An 18,715-nucleotide genomic window follows, 5' to 3' on the forward strand; every position below is an offset into this window, starting at 1 on the left:
CTCCCTGGTGTTATTGCCTGCCAAATGCCCGGCAGGCTCTGCACATCCTTATGCAGATACGAATGGGTTGCAACTGGATAGATCAGCTGGCCATCGGGCCTGTGCCTCGACGCTTCTGGCGCCAACAGACAATTCCAACAATGGAACACCTGTGCCCGGCGATCCCTGGGAGCGCGAAGCGATCATTTTTTGCATTTCAGCAGCCCAGCTTCAGCTGTGGCCTGGAAGAAACAGCGGCTCTACCTTAGTCATCGCACTGGGTGTCCGGTAGTGGTTGAAGTAGACTTCACCATCTCAAAAATGGAACGATGGCCATGTTCGACCTGAATGAACTTTTCCTCTACGCCAAGGTGGTTGAGCATGGAGGCTTCGCGGCGGCGGGCCGGGCGCTGAACATGCCCAAGTCGACCTTGAGCCGCCGGGTCAGCCAGCTGGAAGCCCGGCTGGGCGCGCGGCTGATACAGCGCTCCACCCGTCAATTCCAGGTCACCGATATTGGCCTGGCGTACTACCGCCACTGTGTGGCGATGACCGCCGAGGCAGAATCTGCCGAAGACCTGATCGCTTTCAACAAAGCGGAGCCGCGCGGAGTGATTCGCCTGAGCTGCACCACCGCACTGCTCAATTACTGGGTGGCGCCGATGCTGGGCCAGTTCATGGCCCAGTGCCCCAGCGTCGAGCTCAACGTGAAGAGTTTCAACCGCAAGGTGGACGTCATCAGCGAAGGCTATGACATCGCCTTGAACCTGTGCTTCCCGCCCCTGGAAAGCAGTGACCTGGTGATGAAGCTGCTCGCCAGAAGCCCCCAGGTCCTGGTGGCGAGCCCGGCGTTTTTGCAGCAGCACCCCTTGCCGCTGCTCCCCAGCGACTTGTCGGGATTACCCACCATCAGTTGGGGCAACCCAATGTTGCAGTACGTGTGGGGGCTGACCGGGCCAGAAGGCGTGACGGCTGAGATCTGCCACACGCCACGGCTGATCAGCGACGACATGCCCACCCTGAGAAGCGCTGCACTCCAGGGGGTGGGCATCGCCAATCTGCCATTGGCCGTGGTCAGGGATGAGATAGAAAACGGCCGCCTGGTCAGCCTGCTCCCGCAATGGCGGCCGACCGAAGGCGTCATCAGCGCGGTTTTCCCTTCAAGGCGCGGGCTATTGCCTTCCGTGCGGACCTTGATCGACTTCCTGGCCCAGGCGTTTGGCGATCAACAGCCCTGCCACACAGCAGAAAAGCCGGGTTTCGATGGCTGATACCGTGACGAGTGGGCGCATCGAGCACCTCGACGAACACGCCCCTGAACAGAGGTATACCCATTGCAGGCGCCGGGCGGCAATGTGCCGAGCCAGAGCGCCGCATTGATTGTATTGATGATGACTATCAAACCGACCGGCCTGTTTAATTGCCAGCGCTGATTCCTATAATCGCCCCCACATTTTCCCCCCGGCCTGTCTTCAGGCTGCATTTCCTCCCCCCGGATCTCAACACCATGCCAAGCGTCAGCCAGGCCCCTCGCAGCCTTCCCGAACATAATCAACAGAGTGTCAAACAGCAGTGGCTGGCGATTCTCTCGGTCGCCGTGGGCGCCTTCGCTCTGGTGACCAGTGAGTTTCTGCCCGTGGGTGTGCTCAACGACGTCGCCAGTGACCTGGGTATCAGTGCCGGCCATGCCGGACTGATGGTTACCCTGCCCGGCATCATGGCCGCCCTCGCCGCGCCTTTGCTGTCGGTCAGCATCGGTACCATGGACCGCCGCTATCTGCTGATCGGCCTGACGCTGATCATGATCATCGCCAACTCGGTGGTGGCGTTGGCCAGCGACTTCGGCCTGTTGCTGTTTGGCCGTGTGCTGCTGGGCATCAGTATCGGCGGTTTCTGGGCGACGGCCATCGCCCTCAGCGGACGACTGGCCCCCAAGGGCGTCGGCGTGGCCCAGGCCACCTCGATCATCATGGTCGGCGTGACCCTGGCCACCGTGCTCGGGGTGCCTGTAGGGACCTGGCTCAGTGGCCTGATGGGCTGGCGCATGACCTTCCTGATCACCGCGCTGATGGGCATACCGGTACTGCTGGCGCAGATCTTCCTGCTGCCGCGACTCAACCCAGAGAAAGCCATCCGTATCAGTGACTTGCCAGCCTTGTTCATCAACCCGCAGGCTCGGGTCGGGTTGATCGCAGTATTGCTGATCGGCCTGGCGCACTTTGCTGCATACACCTACGTTGCGCCCTTCTTCAAACACAGTGCCGGCTTCGATGGGCCGACGATTGGCTCACTGCTGTTGCTGTTCGGCGTGGCTGGGGTCATGGGTAATATTTTTGCCGGTTTCGCCGCCAACCGCAGCGTACGTCACACCTTGTTGCTGGTGGCACTGATGATCGGCACCAGCACCGCCCTGTTCCCCCACTTCGCCACCGGCCTGACCGGCGCAGCGATGCTGATTGCACTCTGGGGGTTCGCCTTCGGCGCCTTCCCGGCCTGCGCCAGTATCTGGATGTTCGTCGTAGCGCCCAAGGATGTCGAACGCGGCATGCCGCTCTTCGTCGCCTTGTTCCAGGTGATCATTGCCTTGGGCTCGTTCTTTGGTGGGCGGATCGTCGACCAGTTGGGCAGCTCGGTGCTGTTGAGTCTGGCCACGGTGCTGGTGGGGTTCGGTTTTGTGACGGTGTTGGTGCTGGGGCGCAATGTCAGTAACAGTCTCGCGGCCCAGCCGGCGATTGGTTGACCCCTAAACGTATGGCTTCCCCATGAGTCGGGGGAGCCTACTCGATTTTACGAGAGAGCCTGACTGTTGCTTTACCGAGGGGAAACTCTTGCGCTCCCGACCTTAACGACAAGGAAACCCTGGTGTTTTGCGCGTCAACTCTCACCACCAGGTCTATATCTTTTTGTTTGCCCAGTTTCTGGAAAAGATCAAAGATCTCTTTTTCATCAAAAGCGTCAACCCATACGCCATAGCGGCCATCGCCCACTCGCCAATAGAAACCACAGAACGCTGGAATGGCCCTTGTTTCATAAGCATTATCCAGGAGCTTTTTGCCGAATATGTTTTCCTGCTCACCGTTGTAAGCGCGGAATCCGAAATCTATCCATTCGCCTTCTTGCAGAACAACGACAGGCCTCCAGCGGTATTTTTCCCGGTAGGTGCTGTAGATCCCTGGCGCAGGATAGCCCTGGGCTTGTATTTTTTGCCGGGTATGCGCAGTGAATGTCTTATAGGACGGGTCGTTGAGCATCCGGTCTGCATAGCCGTCTTTAAACATGTATTGGGCATTGCTGTAGGCGCTTTCCTTGGTAATGGCGGTAGCCTGCGCCTCAAAGGCGCCCACTTCCTTCTGGTTGCCCGCACCACTCATCCACAGCACCACCCTGCCCCCTGGCGCCAGCCCTACTATAAAAGTGTCATAGGTGTCTTTTTTATGGGTGTCTTGATCGATAAAGCCCTCATCCAGGAGGCGCTTTATCTTCTGTTTATCCAAGTTCCATTGACCGGTATAGAACGTTCTCTCCACCAGCGAGTACCACGTAAATTCCAACGTATGGGGCACTCCCTTTTTTTCGAGCGCCGTGGTCATCGTTCCGCCCTGACTACCCCAGCCGGTATTCTGCGTGCCCCAGATCGCATCAAAACCGTAGGTAAAACCCTCTGCGATTATGGCGCCACGGTAAACCTCCACAGGATATTCCTGGGGTGCGGACACCGTTCCCGACCAGCTATAAGTCTGCGGCACGCCTTGGCTCTTGCAGGCCATCAAGGAAAAACACAACAAAACAACAGCCATCAGGCTTTTTGATTTCACGCACCGCTCCCTCGTCATTGCCCAGCAGGAGTATCGCCACTCACCGCGCCCCCCTCTCCCGGAATCAATACCATGCTTTGGGGCGAAGACAATGTAATACCCATTTCCTGAAGGCGGGCGAGCAGGATGAACAGCAGGTCGCTGCGGGTACCGGACACCGAGCGCGGGCTGTTGACGTAGCCGCTGACACCAATGATCAGGCCGTCCCGGGCCAGGTCCTTGAAGGTGACCGAAGGTGCGGGGGTGTCGAGAATCGCTTCGTGCTCGGTGAACGATTGCATCAGCAGTTCGCGAACTTTCAGTACATCAGTGTCCAGCGGCAATGTAAGGGTGATCCCCACCACGCCCAGCGCGTTGCCCATGGTGACGTTGCGCACATTCTGCGAGATGAACTGTGAGTTCGGCACGATCACCGTCGAGCGATCGGACATCTGGATCTCGGTCGCCCTGACGTTGATCCGCCGAATATCGCCCTCGACACCCCCCAGGCTGACCCAATCGCCGACCTTCACCGGCCGTTCCGTCAGCAGGATCAATCCGGAAATGAAGTTCTGCACGATGGCCTGCAAGCCAAACCCGATCCCCACCGACAGGGCACTGACGACCCAGGTCAGACTGGTCAGGTTGATCCGCAGGGTCGACATCACCAACAGGCTCAACAGCACGAAGCCGAGGTAGCCCACCAGGGTGACCAGGGAAGCGCGCATACCGGCGTCCATGTTGGTTTCCGGCAACAGCCGCTCGCTCAGCCAACGCTTCAAGGTGCGCACGGCGAACAACCCAACGACAAACATCAGCAGCGCAACGAGGATATCCTGGGGAATGATATGCAGGTTGCCCAGGGTCTTGCTGGACTCTCCCAGTTGAGTGAAGCCCTGGAGCAGCTCGCTGGGGCTCGAACCTGCGGGAAGGAAGGCCACCATCACAGCGGTGAGCAGCAGCAATGTGCGGCCGACGCCAGCCAGCACCGTACAAGCCTGGGCCTGGTGCCGTGGCGACAGCCCCAGCGCGTTGGCCAGGGCCAGGCCGCTGGGCTGCTTGGGTGAGAGCAGGGTTTCGCAGACGTCGCCGTAAAAGGCGATAAGCAGATAGGCCGTCGCTGCCACGACGCTGACCCACAGCAACTTGACGGTCAGGAAGTAGGCCAGGGACAGATACCCGGTGAACAGCGTGAGGACAATCACCGCCACCCAGATCGACGCAATAAAGGGCAGCATACCGGCGATCCCGCTCGGGCGGTCCAGCTCAAGTTTTTTACGCACGTGGCGCACGCGCAGCAACGCGGCGATGAAGATCAGCGCCGTGGTCAGTGCCGTCAGGCCATTGAGCGCCACCGTCAACGCCAGGCTGGCGCCGGTGACATTGTTGATGCGCTCCTCGGTGGCCACCAGCATCAGCGCCACTGCCAGAATCGCCGGGAAAGGTCCAAGGGCACTGGCGATTTCATCGGCAATGGCCGGCAACCGCCAGGATGGCCGCGGCAGCATCAGCAAGGCACGTCCAAGGCCTGCAATAAACGCACAGAACATGGCCAGGGTGACCAGATGATCAGACAGCCGCGCCAGGTTTTCACTCAAGACGGCGTTGCTTTCCAACCCCCAGCGCATCAACGAGACAGCGCCCATGATCGTCAGGATCGACGAGAACCCCACCGCCACTGCCAGCGTACTGCGCCGCAGGCGACCCTCCGGCAGCCAGCGAATCATCGCCCAGGTAAGCAGGCGCTCAAGCAGTCGCCGGCCAAAACTCCAGATCAACACCGCCGCCAGCAGCGTGCTGAAGAATGCCCACCGACGCTCGGGGCTGACCGCGCTCTTGAGGGCGACGATGCCTTCGGCCTTGAGGTTGTCCAGGCGCTGCAGGTCTTCTGCGGTGGGGCGGATCAGGGTCGACCAGAACGAGGGGCTAAAGGGCGTATCGGTACGGGAAGTAACCTGGGAATTAAACAGATTGCGCCGCAGGTTGACGATCTGCGCGGCAAGGTCGCGACTCGTCTGACTCAATTGTTTGGCCTGCTGCTCATCTTCAAGCAGGTCGTTCTTTTTGCGGGTCAGGGCATCGCGCTGCTCGGTGAGGCTCTGCGCTTCTCCAGGCTGGGCTGGGCCCAATACCTTCAGTTGATCGTCAAGACGCTCCATCTCCACGGCGCGTACCGTGAGCAATGCCTCAGTGCGCTGCTGCACCTGCAATGCGCCCTGTCGAAACTCAGCCAGCTTTTCGTCACTGGTGCTGACAGGGACACTCTGGCGAATCAACTCAAGCTGCTGGCTGAGCTGCTTGAGGTCGGCGTCGTCCGTCAACAGCGGCAAACTGTCGACAACCTCGCCGGCCACCGGCGTTGCTGCCGCATCTGCCCATCCCGCAAGACCAACAGACAAAACCATGGCCAGCAAGACCTGGCAGATGACGCCTCTGTAGATTCGCTGCATCCACTCACCCTTTCATTCTTTGTGCCATCGCCAGTATGGACCGCCACAGCAGAAAGGAAATTCCACCCTGAAGGCAAAAGAGTAGATGCAGAACGCGCACATGGGGTGAAGCCACTCAAGGAGCAGATAGCATTCCTGTCAATCAACCAACGTGGTCGTGAGCGCCAATGCCCACGGTGCCATCAGGCGCTGCGGGGTCTGGCAGGCTTTGCGCTTGAACACAAAGTTGCGGCACTTGTGCGCAAACTGTTGGCGGTTTTCCACCATGTCCAACTGCATCTGTGCCAGCTCGTTTGCGCGGCAGCGTTCAATCTGTTCAAGGCTCAAGTTGGTTTTACGCGCACGTTGCCGGGCGTACTTTTCATCCGTCAGCGCGCTGCTCGCCTGTTGCAACAGCCATGAGCCGAATGCGTGTGGGCAACGTGGGCCAATGTCCTGGACCATCCCCCATTGGCGAGCCTGAAAGACGCTGATCGGCAGGCATTCTTCGATGAGCTTGTGTGCGATTGCGCTGCCGACTGCGCGGGGCAGGCTGTAGGTCCAGTATTCGGAACCATACAAGCCCATGGTCTTGTAATGGGGGTTGAGCACCACACCCGCCCGGGCGAACACCAGGTCCGCCGCCAGCGCCAACATCACACCGCCGGCTCCGGCGCTGCCGGTCACGCCACTGATCACCAGTTGCCGGGCCGTCAGCAGCTCCTGACAGACATCGTCGATAGCCTGGATGTTGGCCCAGGCTTCCAGCCCCGGCACCGGGGCTGCCTGAATCACATTGAGGTGCACGCCATTGGAAAAGCTCCCGCGCCCGCCCCTGATCAGCAACACTTGAGTGTCCCGAGCCTTGGCCCAGCGCAGCGCTGCGACCAGCCGCTGGCACTGCTCAGTGCTCATGGCTCCGTTGTAGAACTCGAAAGTCAGCTCGCCAACGTGACCGGACTCTCGATAGCGAACCGGCTGATAGTCCGTCACATCAACCCCTTGGTTGGCAATCGAACCCTCCAGCACGGGCACATCAGCCAGTTGTTCAGCCAGTACATGACGGGCCGGCAACTTGAAGGTTTCATCCCCCGGCTGGGCCTTGCGCTTGAGCGAACCGACCCACACGCTGTGATCGCCGGCCGCGACCAATACCGCGTCATCCTGTACCGCGAGAATGTCCCCCGGTGTACCGCGACGCGAATCCAGGTGCGCGTCGTACAGGTAGTACTGCCCGCCGGCGAGACTTGCCAGTACACCAGGCTGGCCGTCGGCGGCATCGATACTGCGCTTGATGAAGCGGGCGCAATCGTGCCAGCTGAAGGCACGGTCGACCTGCTTCATGTTCGGTTGCAAACGCCCGATGATGTCAGGCTGCGTGTAGTCGAGTGGCGTCGGCACGAAGCCGCTGGCGAATTTTTCCACCACATCGCGAATGCAATAGATCGCCGCATCACTCACCGGGCCGTTGTACAGTTCGGACTTGCGCACATCGGCGGGCATGTCGAACTCACAGGTCGACCAGATCGGGCCGGCGTCCATTTCCTCCACCGCCTGCAAGGCCGTGACGCCCCAGCGCCGGACCTGCTGGGTGATGGCCCAGTCCAGTGCACTGGCGCCACGGTCACCGACGATCCCCGGATGAATGATCACCACCGGGCGCTGCGGATTGTTCCACAGTTGCTGCGGCACACGGTCCTTGAGAAACGGGCAGATCACCAGATCTGCCGCCGACGCTTCGATCTGCCGGCAAACCGTAGCTTCATCGGTGAACAACACCACACTGGGCTCGTGCCCCGACTGGCGCAGGTCCAGCCAGGCGCGCTGGGTCAAACCGTTGAACGCCGATGACAACAACATGATCTTCAATGAACGCATGACTGACTCTTCCTTGAGAATGCACGGCCACTGGCTCCTTGAGCCATCCTTGGCCTTTTATGGAAGCGCAAGGATAGAGAGCCTGCCGGCACAGCAGATGATCGAGATCAATCTTGTGTCATACGGCGAGACCCCCTCCTCATCTCGGGGACGTGGAATCGGCACCCGCCCGGGTGCCGATGCGTGTCAGCCTCGCGACTTCATTTGCCGATGGACACGACCGTCGCCGCCCCTCCCTCCAGCCGGAACACAAAGGTCACCCGATCGCCCACCGCCAGCCCTTTGAGCTGCTCTGCGGTCGCGCCAAAGGCCATGGTCATCGGCGGCCATTGCACGGCGGGGACGGCGCCGTGGGCGATGGTCACCTGCTGCTTGGCGGTATTGATGGCCTTGATCGTGCCTTCGGCGGTGGCCTGTTGGCCCTGCGGGGTTTGCGGCTTCATCTGCATGCCGTTCATGGGCATGCTGTTCATGGGCATGTCGTCCATTTTCATGCCGGGCATGTCCTGCGCGTGGGCGGCAAGGGTCAGCGCAGCCAGGGTGCCAGCTATAACAATGCGGATCGGTTTCATGGTTTTTTTCCTTGAAGGGTGGAAACAACGGGAAGGTGCCGGCGGCGCATCAGGCGATACGCCGCCGGTATGACGAACAGGGACAGCAAGGGGGCGGTGAGCATGCCGCCGACCATGGGCGCGGCGATGCGGCTCATCACTTCGCTGCCGGTGCCGCTGTCCAGCAGGATCGGCAGCAGGCCGGCGACAATCACGGCCACGGTCATGGCCTTGGGGCGCACACGTTGCACCGCGCCTTCACGAATCGCCGCGAGCAACCCGTGCTCACTGCCCTCGCCGCAATCCTGGCGTTCGGCCCAGGCGTTCCTCAGGTACAGCAGCATGATCACACCGAACTCGGCAGACACCCCGGCCAGTGCGATAAAACCGACGCCGGTGGCCACCGACAGGTTGAACCCCAGCCAGTAGAGGAACCACACCCCGCCCGTCAGGGCGAACGGCAGCGTGGCCATGATCAGCAAGGCCTCGTCAACGCGAGTAAAGGTCAGGTACAGCAGCACGAAGATGATCAGCAAGGTGGCCGGCACCAGCCACGTGAGCCGAGCGTTGGCCCGCTCGAGAAACTCGAACTGCCCGGAGTAGCTCAAGCTCATGCCCGGCTGCAAGCGCACCTGCTCGTTCACCGCCCGGCGCAGGTCGGCGACCACGGAGGCGATATCCCGCCCCCGCACATCGACATACACCCAACCCGAGGGCCGAGCGTTTTCGCTCTTGAGCATGGGTGGGCCCTCGCTGACCTTGACCCTGGCCACCGTGCCGAGGGTGATCTGGCTGCCCAGCGGGGTGTAGATCGGCAACTGCTCCAGAGCCCCCAACGAATCCCGCCAGTCACGGGGGTAACGCAGGCTGATCGGGAAGCGGGCCAGCCCCTCAACGGTCTCGCCGATGTCTTCACCGCCGATGGCGCCGCTGACGATCGACTGCACATCGGCGATATTCAGGCCATAACGTGCAGCCGCCTGGCGGTCGATATCCACATCGATGTAACGCCCACCAGTCAGGCGTTCGGCCAGCGCCGAGCTGACCCCGGGCACCTCCCTGGCCACCCGTTCGACCGCTTGGGTCACCGCATCGATCTGCTTCAGATCGCTGCCGGCCACCTTGACCCCAATCGGGCTCTTGATGCCGGTGGCGAGCATGTCGACGCGGTTGCGAATCGGCGGTATCCAGATATTGGTCAGCCCCGGAACCTGCACCACGCGGTCCAGTTCGGCCACCAGTTTTTCCGCCGTCATGCCCGGGCGCCACTGGTCGTGGGGCTTGAACTGGATGGTGGTCTCGAACATCTCCAGGGGCGCCGGATCGGTGGCGGTTTCCGCACGGCCGGCCTTGCCGAACACATGCTCGACTTCAGGTACGCTCTTGATCATGCGGTCGGTCTGTTGCAGCAACTGCGCCGCCTTCTGCACCGACAACCCTGGCAGCGCCGAAGGCATGTACAGCAGGTCGCCTTCATCCAGCGGCGGCAGGAACTCGCCGCCCAGGCGCGAGATCGGCCATAAGGCACTGAGGCAAACCAGCAAGGCCACCAGCAAGGTCGTCCTGGGCCGGCGCAATACTGCATCCAACGCCGGTTCATAGAGGCGGATCAACCCACGGTTCAGCGGGTTCTGTTGCTCAGAGGGAATCCGCCCGCGAATCCAATACCCCATCAACACCGGTACCAGGGTCACCGACAGCCCCGCCGCTGCGGCCATGGCATAGGTCTTGGTGAACGCCAGCGGGCCGAACAGCCGACCCTCCTGGGCCTCCAGGGTGAACACCGGGATGAACGACAGGGTGATGATCAACAGGCTGAAGAACAGCGCCGGCCCGACCTCGGTCGCCGCCTGGGTGATCACCTGCCAGCGTTGCTCGCCCTGCAGGGTTTGCCCGGGATGGGCCCGGTGCCAGGCTTCGAGCTTTTTGTGGGCGTTCTCGATCATCACCACCGCTGCGTCAACCATGGCCCCCACCGCAATGGCGATGCCGCCCAGGGACATGATGTTGGCGTTGAGCCCCTGTTGCCGCATCACCACAAAGGCGATCAACACCCCGACCGGCAACGAGATGATCGCCACCAGGGAGGAGCGCAGGTGCCAGAGGAAGATCCCGCAGACCAGGGCAACCACCAGGAACTCCTCCAGCAGCTTGTAGCCGAGGTTGCTCACCGCCCGGTCGATCAGTTGACTACGGTCGTAGGTGGTGACGATTTCCACTCCCGCCGGCAGGCTGTGTTTCAGCTCCTGAAGCCGGGTCTTCACCGCCGCGATGGTTTCCCGGGCGTTCTTGCCGCTACGCAGAATCACCACGCCGCCAACGGCCTCGCCTTCGCCGTCGAGTTCACCAATGCCACGGCGCATTTGCGGGCCAAGCTGCACAGTCGCGACATCGCCCAGGGTCACGGGCACTGCGCCCGCCCCTAGTTTGAGTGGGATCGCGCGAAAGTCATCGAGGGTCTGCAGGTAGCCGGAAGCCCGCACCATGAACTCCGTCTCCGCCATCTCCAGCACTGCGCCACCGGTTTCCTGGTTGGCCCTGCCGATCGCCGCACCGACCTCGGCCTGGGTGATGCCCAGGCTGGCCAACTTCAGCGGATCGAGTTGCACCTGGTACTGCTTGACCATGCCGCCCACGGTGGCGACTTCCGCAACGTTCGGCAGGGTCTTGAGCTCGAACTTGAGGAACCAGTCCTGCAGGGCGCGTAATTGCGCCAGGTCATGCCCGCCGCTGCGGTCCACCAGGGCGTACTGGAAAATCCAGCCAACCCCCGTGGCATCCGGCCCCAAGGCCGGCTTGGCGCTGGCCGGCAAGCGGCTCTGGACCTGGCTCAGGTATTCCAGCACCCGCGAGCGGGCCCAATACAGGTCGGTGCCGTCCTCGAACAGCACGTAGACAAAGCTGTCACCAAAGAACGAATACCCGCGCACGGTCTTGGCCCCTGGCACCGACAGCATGGTGGTGGCCAGCGGATAGGTGACCTGGTTCTCGACAATCTGCGGTGCCTGTCCCGCATAGGGCGTGCGGATGATCACCTGCACATCCGACAGGTCCGGCAGTGCATCGACCGGTGTGCTCTGCACCGACCACACACCCCAGGCGCTGACAAACAGGGTCGCCAGCACGACCAGAAAACGGTTGGCCACCGACCAACGAATCACGGCCGCGATCATGGCTGGGCCTCCGTTTTTTCCAGGCGTTGGACCTGCAACTCATTGTCACGCGGGCTCAGCGCCACCCGCACCTTGTCGCCGACCTTGAGGCCCTGCGCCAGGCCAGGGCTGGCCAGGGGGAACGTCATGGTCATGGCCGGCATGCCCAGGCTCTTGAAGGGACCATGGGCCAGTGTGACCTCCCGGCTGTCGATGGCCAGGACTTGACCCCAGGCTTCATGCAGGACGGGCGCAGGCGCCGCCAACGAGGCGGCGACGATGCCCTTGAGACTGGCTTCCGAATCCAGCAGGAACTGCCCGGACGCCACCACCCGCTGCCCCTCCTCCAGGCCTTTGAAGATGGCTGTCTGGCCAGCGCTGTCCGGCCCCGGCTGCACCTCCACCGGGCGGTATCGCCCACCGTCTTCGGCCAGCATCACCAAGGCTCGCTGACCGGTGCGAATCACCGCCTCGCTAGGCACCCACAGCAGCGCTTGCTGGGTCGAACGCTTGAGGCTGACCTGAGCGCTCATGCCAGGCCGTAACCGACCTTGCGGGTTAGGCAGCTCGACCCGTACCTCAAGTGTGCGGCTATCGGTATTGGCCTGTGGAAGGATCGCGTCGACCTTGCCGACAAACACCTCCCCCGCAAACGCCGGCAAACGAGCCTCGGCCACCTGCCCCGCAACGAGCGAACCCGCCTGCGACTCCGGGACCGCCACCGCCAGCCAGACGCTGTCAAAGCCGTTGACCCGGGCCAGGGTCTCACCGGCCGCCAGGGTCATGCCCTGGCGGACATTCAGCTCTTGCAACACGCCACCGATGGGGCTGGTCAGCGTCAAGCTCGGCTGGACCTTGCCGCTGCGCTCGACCTGGGCGATCAAGGCCGTCGGCATCCCAGTGAGGCGCAATCGCTGGCGAGCAGCCGCCAGCAGGCCGGCATCGCCACTGGCCTTGAGCGCCAGAAACTCCTCCTGGGCGCCCGCCCATTCCGGCACAAGGATATCCGCCAGGGCCGCGTTGGCCTTGAGCAGATCCCCCGGCGCACGGGCATACACCCGCTCGACAAACCCCGCAGTGCGCGGCTGAATGACCGCCACCTCACGCTCGTTGAAGGTCAGCACACCGACGGCCTCGACGCGGCTGGCCAACACCCCACGGGTGACGGTGGCCAGGCGCAGGCCGAGGTTCTGGGTCAGGCTCGGGTCGATGCGCACCGCCGCCTGCTCTCCCTGGCCATCCCCCTCGGCGTAGCGTGGCACCAGTTGCATGTCCATAAAGGGCGACTTACCCGGTTTGTCGAACTTCTGTTGCGGGTACATCGGGTCGTACCAGTACAGTGCCTTGGGCTCGGCCCCGGTCGCGGCCCTGGCGCCCTGTTCCGGCACGGCTCCCGGCACCGCGCCGGCTGACGTCTGCGCCAGCCAGTAACCGCCCGCTCCTCCCAGGGCCAGCGAGACGCCGGCCACCCCTACGACTTTCCAGATCAGCGAATTCATTGCGCGGTCTCCCCGTAGGCGAAGTACAGCCGAGCGCTGGTCAGGGCACGCTGCTCTTCGATATCGATCTGCTTGAGGCGTGCTTCGATCAGTTCGCGGCGGGCAGCGACCAGCGCCGCCAGTTCGCCCTTGCCGGCGCGGTAGCTGGCCAGGCTCAGCTCGACCTTTTCCCGGGCCAGCGGCACCAGGCTTTGCTGGTTGCGGCTCACCGCGCGATCCAGGCGCTGGTAGTCGGCCATCTGTGCTTCCAGTTGCTCGGCATGCTCCCGGGACAGGGCTTCACGCTCGGCTTCCAGCTGGCTCAGCTCGGCCTGTCGGGCGGCAATCCTGGGGTTCTGCCGGGAGCCGGGAAACAACGGCAGGTCCCAGGAAAACTGCACGCTGACCATGTCGCCAAACTCACGGCCACGGCGCTGATAGTCCAGCTCCCAGCTCCAGTCCGACTGTTTGTCAGCCTCGGCCTCCTGCACCCGGGCTTGCGCTTCGCGGGTCATGGGCACAAACGCTGCCAGCGCGGGATGGTGTTGCAGCTTATGGGCATAGCCTGCGCCGTCCACCGGCCATTTTGGCAGGCGCCCTTCAGGCCGATCGTTGGCGGCACTGCCGATCCAGCGCCTGAGAGCGGCTCGGGCCTGGATCCTCTGGCTGACCAACTCATCCTCGCGCTCCGCCAGTTGTGCGGCTTCCTGGCGGGGCGTCACCGCATCGGCCGGCAACCCGCGGCCACCGGCAGTCTGTGCGCGGACGGTGTCGGCCAGCAGTCGGTTTTCCTTGTACAAGTCCTGGAGCAGCGCCTCCTTGCGCTCCACCGAATAACTGCCGATCCAGGCCAGGGCCGTGGCCTGGCGCACATTCAGCAGCTCTACCCGACGCTCGGCAGCGGCCCGCTCGATCGCCCCGGCGGCCACCTCGATGCGTGCCTTGCGTTTGTCGCTGTTGGGCATTTCCTGGCGGATCCCGACCATTTGCGCAGTCATGGGGTCCTGGTCGACGCGCCAGCGATCCGCACCGCCAATGGGGTAGTTCTGCATCCCCAGCAACAACTGCGGGTCAGGCAGTTCTCCGGCGGGGATGGCCGCGCTGCTGGCGGCCTGGATTTTTGCGTCTTGGGCATTCAGCGATGGCGCGTTGTGCTCGGCCAGCCGCAACGCCTCATCAAGGGTCAAGGCGCCAGCGAGGCTCGGCCAGACCAGCACGCCTGCCGTCAGGCCGGCCACGAGGGACCAGCCTGTGCAATAGCACTTGGGGTTCATGTTGACGATTCCTGTGATGATCCACCACGCACCCGGCAAACAGGCGCGCAGCCACGTCATCCCGTTGAAACGGAATGAAATTCAGGGGGATACAGGAATCAGGCCCGGGGCGGTCGCCACACCCCGGAAGGTGTTTGCGCCGGTAGGAAATCGCTGGAGAAGGACAGCACGATGGGGTGGCTCAAGGTCACGGCAGGCTTGACGATCGAGACTTGCAGCATGCCGCCGGTCTTGCATTCCTGGCCTGGCTTGCAGGGTTTGCCGTGCTCGACCGGGCTTTTCGTATCGTCGCAGCAGTCCATACCCATGTCGTTCATCATCGCCATGCCCATGGTTTTCATCGGGCAGGGTTCGGTCGGCGCCTGAACGCCCGCCATCCCGCTGAGGGGAAGCGCCAGGCTGATCAGGAAGACAAGACAAAACCGCAGGTAGCGTTGCATGGGCTGGAGTCTAGTGGTGGGAAACGAATCTTACAATTGGGCTGATCGTATAAACACGGCTGCCCGCAATAATCGCCGGCCCCGCATTAAACCAGGATTAACTTGCAAAAAAAACTGCAACGGCGATTCGAAATCAATCGCCCCTTTCAGCACATCACATCAGCAATGGCGGGCATACCGTTGTCTTGTCGCCCCCGACGTCGAAGGAGGACATGATTAAGGCAGATTTTTTTGAGCGTTTGGAAATTTTTAATATTGAGCTAATCGGCCCCAAGCATCCTCTCTACGAAATGAAAGAACTGAGAGAAAGTTACTTCTCGCCCTATAGAAAATAGTTGAGGACCGAAATGAAATATTTATTTTTCACTGGTTTTATCATGATGAGCAGCGTTGCTGCTGCGCAAGATTTGACCGCGAGAGCGCCGAGCGAGTCCATTGTAATAGATGGAGAAACGCTCCCTTTAAAGCGCCCAGACTCATGGTTTGTCAAGGATATAGATCGGATCATCAGTATCTCCCCTGTATCAGAGCGTTGTGAGGTAGCCCCCGTGCGAATGGTATACATGGACTCTGAACAAAAAAAATATGTTCTTGAATATAGGGTTATGGGCAATGGCTGCAATTAGCAAAAGGGGACTGAAACTTTTTATTTACGAAAGCACTTCTGAAAAAAAGCCTGGTTAATACAAGGCACGAGCCAAAAACAAGGTGAATTAAAATGTACGTCAAGCCTATTGGAGCGAATGCAGGCTCAACGCACATGCCCTAAACATTACACCAGGGTTACGACAATTTTCCCCCTGGCATGCCCAGACGATTGACGGCTCCACGCTTTTTCAAAATCCATGAAAGGTGAAACCTGATCGAGGACAACTTTTACGGCTTGATCAGCAACGGCCTGCACTACTTCGTTTAGACGATTTCTGTACGAGACGATGAACAGCATACTGGCTGTTACGCCCCGCTCAGCGGCAAGATGTTCGTTGGGTGGCATGACTGCCGATACAAGGCGCCCTCCTGAACGCAGCACATCATAAGACCTGGCCTGGGTTTCCCCGCCTATCAGATCAAGCACTACATCAACGTTGGAAACGACCGCGGTAAAGTCTTCCACTTTGTAGTCGATCACTTGATCCGCCCCCAATTGCTTGGCCAGCGCCAGACCATCACCTGTAGCAGTTGTAATGACCCGTGCTCCAGCCTTGTGCGCAAACTGGATGGCAAAACTACCGACACCGCCTGCTCCACCATGGATCAGAATAGTTTCCCCCTCCAATAGGTGAGCAACCGAAAACAAGGCATGCCATGCAGTGCTGCCGGCAGTAGGAATTGCGGCCCCTTCCGTTGGCGAGAAATCAGGCGGCAACGCGACACACGCGTCAGCGGGTAACACTACAAATTCGGCCAGCGCTCCCCCCAGAGACAGATCGGCACAAGCCACGATTTCATCGCCAACTTCCCATTGCGTCACAGACTCACCAACACGCGCAACGACTCCGGCAAGATCAACACCAAGCGTATGCGGGAAAGTGACTGGAAAAACCTCCGAGCCTTGACCCGAAGCGATAAAGACGTCGAATGGATTCAGTGCGGCAGCCTGGACACGTACTAGAACTTGATCAGACTTAATTGATGGTATCGACATTTCATGGACAGTCGGAACTTCTCTGTAGCCATTGATACGGATAGCTTTCATACTTGAGCCTCTATCATGAAATCATAACGATTTTTTTAATATTCTGAGTTAAGAAAAACCTCACCTCTTTTACTCTAAAAAAACCAAAAATTTTATTAATCAGCGCACCACTTACGGCCTCTAACCTAAAGCCCTTGATGCCGATACAATGTTTTCGCTACGATAATCTCATCATCGGTAAACAACAAGAACGCACACATATGTTCGTACTCAAATTATTAGGAGATGGTGATGCAAAAAGAAGAAACGCAACCACCCAGAGACGATGCCAGACAAGGATGCAAATTGATTGGAATCGTCCTGGATCGAATTGGTGACAAATGGACGGTGATGACAGTGGCGGCGCTGTCTAACGGGCCCCTGCGCTTTAATGCATTGATGCGCAGCGTTTCCTCCGTATCACATCGAATGTTGACCCTAACGTTACGCGGGCTCGAACGTGACGGCATGGTGAAACGTACGATCTATCCCACCACATCCCCTAAAGTGGAGTACGAATTAACCGAAATGGGGTGTTCGCTGATCGAACCGCTACAAGCACTAGGGAAATGGGCAGCGGTACATGGCCCTCTGATCGAAAAAGCACAGGATCAATACGATAGAAAAGCGTTGGCCTTGAAAGCAGACCGTGAATCATCTCGAGCGTGCTGAACATTGCGCGAGTGCCACACTATGTACAAAAAGCAGTGCGCCATGGACTCCTTGACGCGCCTGCCGAATCGATCAGTTGCCGCCGCCTGGGTGGCAACCGCCCTAATCGCACAAGTCGTGATGCCCGAACGTCTACCAGATTTCGACCGCAAGAATCGGGGTGCACGCGCATTGCGAATACTTTTACTGTGAGGCTCCAAACATAGAGGGGGCCACCTTGGTTTCCGTATATTCAGCCCCTGCTTGGCCGCGCCAGTCAGTTTCTGGATTGCCCGGCATCAGCGGTGCAATTGCTGAGTCACTTTTTAGTTAACGAACGGCGGCGAAGGTCATCCATGAAATTATCCGATTATGTTCGGCTACTGGCTCTGGCGGCGATCTGGGGCGCCAGTTTTCTTTTCATGCGCCTCTCGGCGCCTGTTTTGGGGGCATTGCCGACGGCATTTTTTCGCGTGTCGTTGGGCGCCATCGGCTTGGCCGTCATACTCGTTTTTTTAAGAACCCACATTGACTTCAAAGGCAAGTTGAAGCCAATCATGATGCTGGGCCTTATCAATTCTGGCGTCCCATTCTTGATGTATAGCGTGGCTGCACTGTTGTTACCTGCCGGTTATTCAGCCATTTTCAATGCAACCACACCGTTGATGGGGGTGCTGATCGGTTGGTTGTTTTTCAGCGACTCGTTGACCCTGAAAAAGAGCGTCGGCGTGTTGATCGGTTTAATGGGCATCGCATTGCTGACCAGTACCGGCCCCGTCACACTTTCAATGAGTGTGGTCATGGGAGCGTTGTTGTGTTTAGTCGCCACCAGTTGCTACGGCGCAGCAGGGTTTCTGACTAAACAATGGGTGGCTGACAAAGGCGGGCTGGACGCGAAACTCGTCGCGTTTGGCAGCCAGATTGGCGCGACGCTGTTTCTCGCGCCGTTCTTCGCAATCTCAGCCGCTGTAAACCCACCGATAAGCTGGGGTAACCCGCAGGTTTGGATGGCCATGGCGGCACTGGGTTTTGTCTGTACCGCCTGCGCGTACATTCTGTATTTTCGCTTGATCGCCGATATCGGTCCGGTGCGTTCGCTGAGCGTGACCTTCCTCGTCCCCCCCTTCGGCGTATTGTGGGGCGTGATGTTCCTGGGCGAACATTTTTCGGTCGCACATTTGTACGGTGGTGGGCTTATTTGTTTAGCGGTGTGGTGCGTGCTCAGCAAGAGCACGCCGAAGGTAGCCTCCAAGGAAAATCCGGCTCCAGACTGATCCAACACGATCTCTCATCTAGCGGGGTGGAGATGTCGGCGATGGGGCGCGACTCAAACGCATTGCAATGTTGCCGTGTGAAGCAGGCAAGCGTAACGCCCTGAGCCATTTCGATAATGCTCTGGAGCACTCACTTTTTC

At 60.2% G+C, this 18,715-nt stretch carries 14 protein-coding genes; 5 read left to right on the top strand and 9 right to left on the bottom strand.

What is annotated here, in order from left to right; genetic code table 11:
- Nucleotides 1–314: 314 nt before the first annotated feature.
- Nucleotides 315–1,250 (top strand): LysR substrate-binding domain-containing protein, encoded by a 936-nt coding sequence (locus tag HZ99_RS04765; RefSeq protein ID WP_051903054.1) that lies wholly within the window; start codon nt 315–317, stop codon nt 1,248–1,250.
- 236 nt (nt 1,251–1,486) lie between these two features.
- Entirely contained in the window at nt 1,487–2,719 is a 1,233-nt protein-coding gene (locus HZ99_RS04770; RefSeq protein ID WP_038441627.1) for an MFS transporter, read from the top strand.
- 37 nt (nt 2,720–2,756) lie between these two features.
- Here the strand turns inward: HZ99_RS04770 and HZ99_RS04775 are convergent, their stop codons facing one another.
- The 8 genes from HZ99_RS04775 to HZ99_RS04810 form a co-directional block, all read right to left on the bottom strand.
- On the bottom strand, nt 2,757–3,794 hold the full coding sequence (locus tag HZ99_RS04775; protein WP_158484049.1) for a DUF2931 family protein: 1,038 nt from the start codon (nt 3,792–3,794) through the stop codon (nt 2,757–2,759).
- Between the two features lie 14 nt (nt 3,795–3,808).
- Nucleotides 3,809–6,223 carry a DUF3772 domain-containing protein gene (locus HZ99_RS04780; protein WP_051903056.1) on the bottom strand — a complete coding sequence of 805 codons (2,415 nt, stop codon included), beginning with the start codon at nt 6,221–6,223 and terminating at the stop codon, nt 3,809–3,811.
- 138 nt (nt 6,224–6,361) lie between these two features.
- On the bottom strand, nt 6,362–8,080 hold the full coding sequence (locus HZ99_RS04785; RefSeq protein ID WP_038441629.1) for a hydrogenase maturation protein: 1,719 nt from the start codon (nt 8,078–8,080) through the stop codon (nt 6,362–6,364).
- Between the two features lie 200 nt (nt 8,081–8,280).
- Nucleotides 8,281–8,652 carry a copper-binding protein gene (locus HZ99_RS04790; RefSeq protein ID WP_038441630.1) on the bottom strand — a complete coding sequence of 124 codons (372 nt, stop codon included), beginning with the start codon at nt 8,650–8,652 and terminating at the stop codon, nt 8,281–8,283.
- Nucleotides 8,649–11,804 (bottom strand): efflux RND transporter permease subunit, encoded by a 3,156-nt coding sequence (locus HZ99_RS04795; protein ID WP_038441631.1) that lies wholly within the window; start codon nt 11,802–11,804, stop codon nt 8,649–8,651. Before HZ99_RS04795 ends, HZ99_RS04790 begins: the two co-directional genes overlap by 4 nt.
- On the bottom strand, nt 11,801–13,282 hold the full coding sequence (locus tag HZ99_RS04800) for an efflux RND transporter periplasmic adaptor subunit (RefSeq protein ID WP_038441632.1): 1,482 nt from the start codon (nt 13,280–13,282) through the stop codon (nt 11,801–11,803). Before HZ99_RS04800 ends, HZ99_RS04795 begins: the two co-directional genes overlap by 4 nt.
- Nucleotides 13,279–14,535: a TolC family protein gene (locus tag HZ99_RS04805; RefSeq protein WP_038441633.1), complete on the bottom strand. Its 1,257-nt coding sequence runs from the start codon at nt 14,533–14,535 to the stop codon at nt 13,279–13,281. The genes HZ99_RS04800 and HZ99_RS04805 overlap by 4 nt, the downstream gene beginning before the upstream one ends.
- A gap of 98 nt (nt 14,536–14,633) precedes the next feature.
- Nucleotides 14,634–14,975: a hypothetical protein gene (locus HZ99_RS04810; protein ID WP_038441634.1), complete on the bottom strand. Its 342-nt coding sequence runs from the start codon at nt 14,973–14,975 to the stop codon at nt 14,634–14,636.
- 380 nt (nt 14,976–15,355) lie between these two features.
- Between HZ99_RS04810 and HZ99_RS04815 the strand changes: the two genes are divergently transcribed.
- On the top strand, nt 15,356–15,601 hold the full coding sequence (locus tag HZ99_RS04815; protein ID WP_235205593.1) for a DUF2790 domain-containing protein: 246 nt from the start codon (nt 15,356–15,358) through the stop codon (nt 15,599–15,601).
- A gap of 146 nt (nt 15,602–15,747) precedes the next feature.
- Here HZ99_RS04815 and HZ99_RS04820 read toward each other — a convergent pair whose 3' ends face one another.
- Nucleotides 15,748–16,671: an NADP-dependent oxidoreductase gene (locus HZ99_RS04820; protein WP_038441636.1), complete on the bottom strand. Its 924-nt coding sequence runs from the start codon at nt 16,669–16,671 to the stop codon at nt 15,748–15,750.
- Nucleotides 16,672–16,902: 231 nt separating this feature from the next.
- Between HZ99_RS04820 and HZ99_RS04825 the strand changes: the two genes are divergently transcribed.
- Both HZ99_RS04825 and HZ99_RS04830 read left to right on the top strand, forming a co-directional pair.
- The gene (locus HZ99_RS04825) at nt 16,903–17,322 is read left to right on the top strand and encodes a winged helix-turn-helix transcriptional regulator (protein ID WP_051903058.1); all 420 of its coding nucleotides are present in this window, start codon (nt 16,903–16,905) and stop codon (nt 17,320–17,322) included.
- Nucleotides 17,323–17,657: 335 nt separating this feature from the next.
- Nucleotides 17,658–18,575 carry a DMT family transporter gene (locus HZ99_RS04830; protein ID WP_038441637.1) on the top strand — a complete coding sequence of 306 codons (918 nt, stop codon included), beginning with the start codon at nt 17,658–17,660 and terminating at the stop codon, nt 18,573–18,575.
- Nucleotides 18,576–18,715: the final 140 nt, after the last annotated feature.

The organism is Pseudomonas fluorescens, from assembly GCF_000730425.1.
Lineage (GTDB): Bacteria > Pseudomonadota > Gammaproteobacteria > Pseudomonadales > Pseudomonadaceae > Aquipseudomonas > Aquipseudomonas fluorescens_X.

Bases quoted from the DNA above. Each gene is read 5' to 3' on its own strand.
- HZ99_RS04765 (WP_051903054.1), top strand. From the start codon at position 315: ATGTTCGACCTGAATGAACTTTTCCTCTACGCCAAGGTGGTTGAGCAT.
- HZ99_RS04815 (WP_235205593.1), top strand. From the start codon at position 15,356: ATGAGCAGCGTTGCTGCTGCGCAAGATTTGACCGCGAGAGCGCCGAGC.
- HZ99_RS04810 (WP_038441634.1), bottom strand. From the start codon at position 14,975: ATGCAACGCTACCTGCGGTTTTGTCTTGTCTTCCTGATCAGCCTGGCG.
- HZ99_RS04800 (WP_038441632.1), bottom strand. From the start codon at position 13,282: ATGAATTCGCTGATCTGGAAAGTCGTAGGGGTGGCCGGCGTCTCGCTG.
- HZ99_RS04820 (WP_038441636.1), bottom strand. From the start codon at position 16,671: ATGAAAGCTATCCGTATCAATGGCTACAGAGAAGTTCCGACTGTCCAT.
- HZ99_RS04780 (WP_051903056.1), bottom strand. From the start codon at position 6,223: ATGCAGCGAATCTACAGAGGCGTCATCTGCCAGGTCTTGCTGGCCATG.
- HZ99_RS04795 (WP_038441631.1), bottom strand. From the start codon at position 11,804: ATGATCGCGGCCGTGATTCGTTGGTCGGTGGCCAACCGTTTTCTGGTC.
- HZ99_RS04785 (WP_038441629.1), bottom strand. From the start codon at position 8,080: ATGCGTTCATTGAAGATCATGTTGTTGTCATCGGCGTTCAACGGTTTG.
- HZ99_RS04825 (WP_051903058.1), top strand. From the start codon at position 16,903: ATGCAAAAAGAAGAAACGCAACCACCCAGAGACGATGCCAGACAAGGA.
- HZ99_RS04770 (WP_038441627.1), top strand. From the start codon at position 1,487: ATGCCAAGCGTCAGCCAGGCCCCTCGCAGCCTTCCCGAACATAATCAA.
- HZ99_RS04805 (WP_038441633.1), bottom strand. From the start codon at position 14,535: ATGAACCCCAAGTGCTATTGCACAGGCTGGTCCCTCGTGGCCGGCCTG.
- HZ99_RS04790 (WP_038441630.1), bottom strand. From the start codon at position 8,652: ATGAAACCGATCCGCATTGTTATAGCTGGCACCCTGGCTGCGCTGACC.
- HZ99_RS04830 (WP_038441637.1), top strand. From the start codon at position 17,658: ATGAAATTATCCGATTATGTTCGGCTACTGGCTCTGGCGGCGATCTGG.